The sequence below is a fragment of the Saccharopolyspora sp. genome, from assembly GCF_017434145.1.
GTDB lineage: Bacteria > Actinomycetota > Actinomycetes > Mycobacteriales > Pseudonocardiaceae > Saccharopolyspora_C > Saccharopolyspora_C galaxeae.
Genome location: NZ_JAFRFW010000194.1, coordinates 1 through 6,209 on the forward strand (window position 1 = coordinate 1; position 6,209 = coordinate 6,209).

Below are 6,209 nucleotides of genomic sequence, written 5' to 3' on the forward strand. Positions count from 1 at the left end.
CCGCGCGGTCTGCCGGGCGGCCGCCTTGCGGTCGCCCGCGGCACGCGGTCCGAACGCGACGTTCTCCAGCGCGGTCAGGTTCGGGAACAGCAGCGCGTTCTGCGCGAGCAGCCCGACGCCCCGGCGGTGCGTGGGCACGTGGATCTGGCGCTCGGCGTCGCACCACACCTGCTGCTGCAGCTGCACCCGCCCGCGGTCCGGATCGAGCAGCCCGGACAGCACCGACAGCAGCGTCGACTTGCCCGCCCCGTTCGGTCCGAGCACCGCGAGCACCTCGCCCGGCGGCACGTCCAGTTCCGCGTGCAGCGCGAACTCGGCGCGGTGGAACTCGATCTCGGCGTGCAGCCCGCTCACCCGCGTCCCTCCACGGCTTTCGTGCCCGCCAGGCCGATCACCAGCAGCGCCAGCACCACCAGCAACAGCGACATCGCCACCGCGGCGTCCACATCGGACTGCGCGGTGGTGTAGATGGCCAGCGGCAGGGTTCGGGTGGTGCCCTGCAGGCTGCCCGCGAACGTGATCGTCGCGCCGAACTCGCCCAGCGCGCGGGCGAACGTGAGCACCACGCTGGAGCCCAGCGCGGGCAGCAGCAGCGGCACCGTGACCCGCCGGAAGGTCAGCCACGGTCCGGCGCCGAGCGTGGCCGCGACCTGCTCGTACCGGGCATCGGCCGAGCGCAGCGCGCCTTCCAGCCCGACCACCAGGAACGGCATCGCCACGAACGTCTGCGCCAGCACCACGGCGGCCGTGGTGTAGGGCAACCGCAGCCCCGCCAGATCGAGCAGGCCGCCGACCGGACCGGTCCGCCCGAGCAGGTACAGCAGCGCCAGCCCGCCCACGACCGGCGGCAGCACCAGCGGCAGCAGCACCACGGCACGCAGCACCCGCAGCCCGCGCAGCCGGGCGCGCGCCAGCACGACCGCGAGCGGCCCGCCCAGCACCAGCGACAACGCGGTCGCGACGAACGAGGTGCGCACCGACAGGTTCAACGCGTCCAGCGCGGCCGGACTGCTCAGCAGCGCGGGCAACCGGGCCGCGTCGACGCGGGTCAGCAGCCCGAGCACGGGCAGGACGATCAGGGCCAGCGCGAGCACCGCGGGCAGCCACAGGACTCCCGGCACGGCCACGGCCCGCAACGGACGTCGTGCCCTCAAGGAGTCCCGAACCCGTGCTGCCCGAGCACTTCCGCACCGGCCGGGCCGCGCACGAACTCCAGGAACCTGGCGGCCAACTCCGGTTCCGCGGCGCCCTTGACCGGCACGATCGGGTAGTCGTTGATCGCCGTGTCGGCCGCGGGGAACTCGACCGAGTCGACCTGCCCGGCCGCGGCCTTCGCGTCCGAGACGTACACCAGCCCGGCGTCCGCCTCACCCGCGGTGACCTTGCGCAGCACCGACTTCACGTCGTTCTCCTCGCTGGCCGCGCGCACCTGCACGCCGGCGGCCCGCTCCGCGGTCTGCGCCGCCGCCCCGCACGGGACCTGCGGCGCGCACTGCACCACGTCCCGGCCGGGCGCGTTCAGGTCGGCCAGCGAACGGATGTTGCCCGGGTTCCCCTTCGGCACCGCGATGGTCAGCTTGTTCGTGGCGAAGGTCTGCGGCTCGCCCGCGGCGACTCCGGCGCTGGTCGCCTTGGTCATGTTCTTGGTGTCCGCGGAGGCGAACAGGTCGGCCTGCCGCCCCTGCTTGAGCTGTTCGGCCAACGTGGACGAACCGGCGTAGTCGAACTGCAGGCGCACCCCGGGGTTCTCGGCGCTGAACCGCTGCCCGAGCTGGTCGAACGACTCGGTCAGCGAAGCCGCCGCGAGCACCGTCACCGTCCGCTCGCCCTGCGGCTGCTCCTGCCCCGCCGCCGAACACCCCGCCAGCAGCGCCAATCCGGCCAGCCCGGCGACGCCCCTGCCGACGATCTTGCCCTTGCCCACGATCAGCCTCCCGGTGTCTCCACCACGACGGTGGTCGACTTGACCACCGCCACCGCCAGCACTCCCGGTTGCAGCCCCAGCTCCTGCACGGCTTCGGTGCTCATCAGCGACACCACCCGGTGCGGGCCGCACTGCAGCTCCACCTGGGACATCACCCGGTCCGAGACGATTTCGGTGACCAGCCCGACGAGCCGGTTGCGCGCCGAGCGGCCCACACCCGAGGGATCCGGCACGGATCGGGCCTGCGCACGCGCGAACTCGGCGAGTTCCGCGCCGTCCACGACGAGCCTGCCCGCGTCGTCCCGCTGCGCGGCCAGCTGGCGCGCGTCGACCCAGCGGCGGACGGTGTCATCGCTGACCCCGAGCAGGCCGGCGGCCTCCGATATCCGGTAGTGCGGCACAGTCGGGCAGAATACTTCCGCAGTTGCGGCTGAAACAGTGCCATTTCCCACGCAACCGCGGAATCGCTCCGCTCCCGCGGATGTCTGCGCAGTTCACCGCCGGTGCAAGCATGATCGGCAGAAGCTCGAAATACCGCTGCGTGCGGGGTTAGGGTCGAACTGTGAACGCAGTGGACCTGGGAATCCCGGCGGTGCGCGCCGAGACCGACAGCTCGGCGCGCCCGGACACCCCGGCGCTGATCGACCGCTTCGGGCGGGTGGCCACCGACCTGCGGGTGTCGCTGATCGACAAGTGCAACCTGCGCTGCACCTACTGCATGCCCGCCGAAGGCCTGCCCTGGATGAAGCGCCAGGAGATGCTCGACACCGACGAGATGATCCGGGTGATCTCGCTCGCGGTGCGCGAACTGGGCATCACCAACGTGCGGTTCACCGGCGGGGAACCGCTGCTGCGCCAGGACCTCGTCGACGTCATCGCCGCCACCAGCGCACTTCCCGGGAACCCGAAGACCTCGCTGACCACCAACGGCATCAACCTCGGCCGCTACGCCGACGCGCTGGTCGATGCGGGCCTGGACCGGGTCAACGTCTCGCTGGACACGCTGCGCCCGGACACCTTCCGCGAGCTGACCCGCCGGGACCGCTTCGACGACGTGCTGGCCGGGCTGGCCGCGGCCAAGTCCACCGGGCTGGAACCGGTCAAGGTCAACGCGGTGCTGCTGCGCGGGCAGAACGACGACGAAGCGGGCGACCTGCTGCGGTTCTGCCTGGAGCAGGGCTACCAGCTGCGGTTCATCGAGCAGATGCCGCTGGACCCGCAACACGGCTGGGACCGCGCGCAGATGGTCACCGCGGACGAGATCCTGGAGCAGCTCGCCGCCGAATTCAGCCTGACCCCGCACGCGGCCGAGCGCGGCTCGGCACCCGCCGAGCGCTGGCTGGTCGACGGCGGGCCCGGCACGGTCGGCGTGATCGGCTCGGTGACCCGGCCGTTCTGCGCGGCCTGCGACCGCACCCGGCTCACCGCGGACGGGCAATTGCGGTCCTGCCTTTTCTCCACCACGGAAACCGACCTGCGCGGGCCGCTGCGGTCCGGCGCGGACGACGCGGAACTGGCCCGGCTGTGGCGGGACACGATGTGGGCGAAGGCGGCCGGGCACGGGATGGACTCCTCCGGTTTCGCCCAGCCGTCCCGGCCGATGAGCGCGATCGGGGGTTGAGCGCTGATGACCACGCGATCCACGGAGCAGCCCGAACGCCGAGCGGTGGCGGTGCGCGTGCGCTACTTCGCGGGCGCGCGGGAGGCCGCCGGTGTGGCCGAAGAGACGGTGCAAGTGGCGCCCGCTCTCCCGAACGACGCGGTGCTGGCTTCTGACGTGGTGGATGCCGTGCTGAGCTCGCACGGCAGGCGGCTGGCCCAGGTGGTCGCCGCGTGCAGCTTCCTGCTCAACGGCGTCGCGGTGCGGGACCGCGGGGCCGAGGTCGCCGAGGGCGATGAGCTGGACGTGCTGCCGCCGTTCGCGGGTGGCTGAACCGCCGCCCCGCCGCGGCGTTCGCGGCTACTCCAGGGTTCGCGGCTACTCCTTATTTATCCGCCCGCGCAGGCGCGTGTGCGCGAATACAACATGGCCCCGCGTGTCTGACACGCTCTAACGAGTGATGTTGCGGTGTGCGATCGAGCGGCCCCGCTGCGCCTCTCCGCGTCGGCTCCGGACGGCTCTCGGCCGACCCGTGCTGCGACTTGATGGAGCTCGCCGATCTTCCCTGATTTGATCACACCACCGAGCAACCGCTGCTACTTTGCGTAATCTAGGTTGATCACTGCGTGATCGCGTCGCGAGCCGGATCCACGCGCGCCAGGACCGTGATCGAGGCGCCCGGGGAAGGTTGCGAGTCGTCGACGGGCAGGTTTCCCGCCCGCTAAAGGGGTGAGCCACGCCTCACTGACGGTGATCGATATCGGGCCGGAAACGGGACGATAACGGCCCCCTGATCAGCGAAAATGATCGGGATCGACAGGCCCCGAACGCTCGTTACTGTGACGACCGTCACATGAACTCTGATTTCCGCTTCGTCCAACAGTTACGTAGTGTCGCTCCCCGGTCGGCCCCGAACCGATCAGCAAGGACCCGGAAGTCCGCAGCGCCGAACCCTGTCCGGCGGGCTTCCAACCCCCGAAACCGAACACACCGGACAGGGGCGGGAAAGCACCACGGGCGCCCCGAACGCCCACGAGTGCGGATGCTCCCCGAGCCGGGACGGGCTGCCAGCAGCCCGAACCCGACATGGCTCAACTCGCAGGCGCGGCAGGAGAGGGACATGGCTCGCAACGCAGGTAAGCACCGGAAACCTTCGACCTCCAGCGTCACCCGCAACGCCGCCCGGATCGCCGTCGCAGGCGCCGTGGTCGCAGCCCCGATCGCGATCGCAGCGCCCGCCAACGCGGCCGACTGGGACAAGCTCGCGCAGTGCGAGAGCAGCGGGAACTGGAGCGCCAACACCGGCAACGGGTTCTCCGGTGGTCTGCAGTTCACTCCGTCGACCTGGAAGGCCTACGGCGGTTCGCAGTACGCCTCGAACGCCAAGGACGCCAGCCGCGAAGAGCAGATCCAGGTGGCCGAGAAGGTCCTGCAGGCGCAGGGCCCCGGCGCCTGGCCGGGCTGCACTTCCAAGACCAGCTGGACCAGCGGCAGCACCAGTGGCAGCTCCAGCAAGGCCAGCAGCTCCTCGGACGACAGCTCCTCGAAGAGCAGCAAGAAGTCCGAGAGCAGCTCCTCGAAGAGCAGCAAGAAGTCCGCGGTGAAGTCCGGCGGCTCGGACTACACCGTGCAGGCCGGGGACACCCTGGGCAAGATCGCCAAGCAGTACGGCGTGAACTACCAGGACATCTTCGAGCGCAACGGCAACGTGCTGCAGGACCCGAACATGATCTTCCCGGGTCAGCAGCTCGACATCAAGTGATCACCCGCCGGGCCCGGCCCGGCGCTCCGGAGCAGGTCGGCCGGCTCCGCTCCCCCGTGCGGACCGGCAGGCCCCTCCACTCGGGACCCTGCCGCCATCCCCCAGCGGCAGGGTCCCGTTTCGTTCCCGCACCAACTGAAAAGAATCAGGGGCAGTTGACCCATTCCTCGGCGCCGTCGTGGAACACCTGGCGCTTCCAGATCGGCAGCCGGCGCTTGACCTCGTCGACCAGTTCGGCGCACACCTCGAACGCCTCCTTGCGGTGGTCTGCGGAGACCGCGCAGGCCAGCGCGACGTCCCCGATGCCGAGCCTGCCGACGCGGTGCGCCACTGCCAGCGCGCGAACGCCCGCGCGGCCCGCGGCCAGTTCGTCGGCGACCTCGCGGATCACGTCGTTGGCAGAGGGGTGGCCGACGTATTCGAGTTCGCTGACGCCGCGGCCGCCGTCGTGGTCGCGCACCACACCGCTGAACGTCACGACCGCGCCTGCGGCTCGGTGCTCGACCCGCGCGGCCAGGTCTTCGACGTTCAGCGGCTCCGCGGTCACCTCGGCCTGCAGCACGTCGGTGGGCACGATCTCCGGCTCGTGGTGATGTGCGTGCGCTTCTGGCGCCTGGACGTGATCGCCGCCGTGCAGCTGGTCCACCGCGTGCTCGAGCACCCCGTCGAGCACGCCGAGCCCGTCCGCGACTCCGCCGCGCGAGCCCGGCAGGTTCACGATCAAGGTCCGTCCGCTCACCCCGGCCAGGCCGCGGGAGAGCACCGCGGTCGGCACCTGCGGAAGCCCCGCCGCGCGGATCGCGTCCGCCAGGCCCGGGACCGGGTGGTCCAGCACCTCCGCGGTGACCTCGGGAGTGCGGTCGTTCGGGTTGATACCGGTGCCGCCGGTCGTGAGCACCACCGCGACCTCGTCGGCGACCGCG

The 6,209-nt window shown here is 71.2% G+C and carries 8 protein-coding genes; 3 read left to right on the top strand and 5 right to left on the bottom strand.

Annotated elements, in window-relative coordinates; all coding sequences use genetic code 11:
• The 4 genes from IJH84_RS05325 to IJH84_RS05340 all read right to left on the bottom strand — a co-directional run.
• Positions 1–354 (bottom strand): ATP-binding cassette domain-containing protein (locus IJH84_RS05325; protein ID WP_295140983.1); only part of this gene is annotated, 354 nt, incomplete at its 3' end.
• Entirely contained in the window at positions 351–1,121 is a 771-nt protein-coding gene (locus IJH84_RS05330) for an ABC transporter permease (protein ID WP_200068385.1), read from the bottom strand. The genes IJH84_RS05330 and IJH84_RS05325, both read right to left, overlap by 4 nt.
• 29 nt (positions 1,122–1,150) lie before the next feature.
• Positions 1,151–1,924, bottom strand: coding sequence for a molybdate ABC transporter substrate-binding protein (modA, locus tag IJH84_RS05335; RefSeq protein WP_295140984.1), 774 nt, complete (start codon positions 1,922–1,924; stop codon positions 1,151–1,153).
• A 2-nt stretch (positions 1,925–1,926) separates the two neighbouring features.
• Positions 1,927–2,325 (bottom strand): molybdopterin-binding protein, encoded by a 399-nt coding sequence (locus IJH84_RS05340; RefSeq protein WP_200068384.1) that lies wholly within the window; start codon positions 2,323–2,325, stop codon positions 1,927–1,929.
• A 161-nt stretch (positions 2,326–2,486) separates the two neighbouring features.
• Between IJH84_RS05340 and moaA the strand changes: the two genes are divergently transcribed.
• From moaA to IJH84_RS05355, 3 genes are all read left to right on the top strand, one after another.
• Complete coding sequence (gene moaA, locus IJH84_RS05345; RefSeq protein ID WP_200068383.1) at positions 2,487–3,545, top strand: GTP 3',8-cyclase MoaA; 1,059 nt, start codon at positions 2,487–2,489, stop codon at positions 3,543–3,545.
• A gap of 6 nt (positions 3,546–3,551) precedes the next feature.
• A complete protein-coding gene (locus IJH84_RS05350; protein WP_295140989.1) occupies positions 3,552–3,857 on the top strand; it encodes a MoaD/ThiS family protein in 306 nt (101 codons plus the stop codon).
• A 787-nt stretch (positions 3,858–4,644) separates the two neighbouring features.
• The gene (locus IJH84_RS05355) at positions 4,645–5,286 is read left to right on the top strand and encodes a transglycosylase family protein (RefSeq protein WP_295140991.1); all 642 of its coding nucleotides are present in this window, start codon (positions 4,645–4,647) and stop codon (positions 5,284–5,286) included.
• A gap of 145 nt (positions 5,287–5,431) precedes the next feature.
• On the opposite strand, the gene IJH84_RS05360 is transcribed toward IJH84_RS05355, so the two are convergent.
• The coding region (locus IJH84_RS05360; RefSeq protein WP_295140993.1) for a molybdenum cofactor biosynthesis protein MoaE at positions 5,432–6,209 on the bottom strand (778 nt) is incomplete at its 5' end.

Coding starts and splice junctions, on each gene's coding strand:
- IJH84_RS05350 (WP_295140989.1), top strand. CDS start 3,552: ATGACCACGCGATCCACGGAGCAGCCCGAACGCCGAGCGGTGGCGGTG.
- IJH84_RS05355 (WP_295140991.1), top strand. CDS start 4,645: ATGGCTCGCAACGCAGGTAAGCACCGGAAACCTTCGACCTCCAGCGTC.